We start from the raw sequence: 1,211 nt of genomic DNA, 5'->3' as shown, positions 1-1,211 counted from the left end.
CAAATACGTCAATAGCCTCTTGCGTTATCAACGTACCATTTGTCAATAATTCAACAATAAAACCCTTTCGTTTTGCATATTTATAAATAGTAAGAAAATCTGTTCTGGTAAAAATCTCTCCACCGGTAAAATATAAAAATAACACTCCTGCATCAAATAACTTGTCTATAATAGCTTTAATCTGCTCTGTAGAAAGCAGGTCTTTTTTTTTCTGGTCCTGCAGATAGCAATGGACACACTGCAGATTGCAATAAGGAGTTAATTCCATACCGCCTACATGTGGATGTCTGTTTTTGGTCCAGAATTTTTCTTTAATCTTTTCAATTGAATCACTCTTTCCTGTATACGTTTCCTCCGCAAACACGATCAATTCACTTCCTTTAAATAATTATTGTGATACAAATTTTCAATAAACGCTTTACAATCCTCATAAATTATCGGGTATAATTCAGGCGTATAATTTATTATTTTTGATCTTAAATGTGACACAATTCCATCTAACGTACATATTTTGTTATCCTGCAAATACCTGATAATAACTTGTCCGGTTTCATTTACGGACAGTAAATGTTTCAAATCATAATAATGCTTCTCATGAATATTGACTAAGAAAAAAACACCTCCGATATCACGTAAAACAGCACCTTCCTCTAATGCATAATATTTCTGCTTATATCTTTCCCTTGCACAAAGATATAAATTAATGTTTGCATTTTCATTTTTATATCCGCTTGATAATTGAATCATATCGCATCGTAAATTGGATATTTGATCCCATACGGAAAGAATCCTTTCTGCCTGTGAAGTATACTCGTTTACTTCTTTCAGTTTATGTAACAATTCTTTTATCTCATCGCCGCCAGGAATCTGACATAAATAATATTTGACTCTTGTAACAAACGAATCATCAAATTCTAATCCCAGACATCTTAATCCAGCTTTCCTGGTTTGAATCAGTTCCCTCACGAGCTGAAAAGTCCTATCCTCTTTAATTTCAACATTTTTTTCTAAATAACTGCTGATTTCTTCATCATAGTGAATACTCTCATCCACTCCAAATGTCTTAAAATAAAATCTGATTTCATCAAACTCTGACGATGTATCTTTCTTGGAAAATCCACAGTAATATAGAGATTTACAATCATTTTTACTTTTTATGACATTATCTATGCCCCTTAAATAATCCAAAAATTCCATCTGTTCTTCAGATG

At 32.2% G+C, this 1,211-nt stretch carries 2 protein-coding genes; both read right to left on the bottom strand.

The genetic code is table 11. From position 1 onward, the window contains the following. On the bottom strand, window positions 1–364 hold a 364-nt coding region (locus M901_RS12780; protein ID WP_021278620.1), incomplete at its 3' end, for a radical SAM protein. A gap of 2 nt (window positions 365–366) precedes the next feature. Next, the coding region (locus tag M901_RS12775) for a hypothetical protein (protein ID WP_034722179.1) at window positions 367–1,211 on the bottom strand (845 nt) is incomplete at its 5' end.

Origin of the sequence: Bacteriovorax sp. DB6_IX (assembly GCF_000447775.1) — a bacterium.
In the GTDB taxonomy this organism is placed as follows: Bacteria; Bdellovibrionota; Bacteriovoracia; order Bacteriovoracales; family Bacteriovoracaceae; genus Halobacteriovorax_A.
The sequence above is the reverse complement of the archived record's forward strand: the minus strand, read 5'-3'. Positions and strand labels throughout refer to the sequence as shown.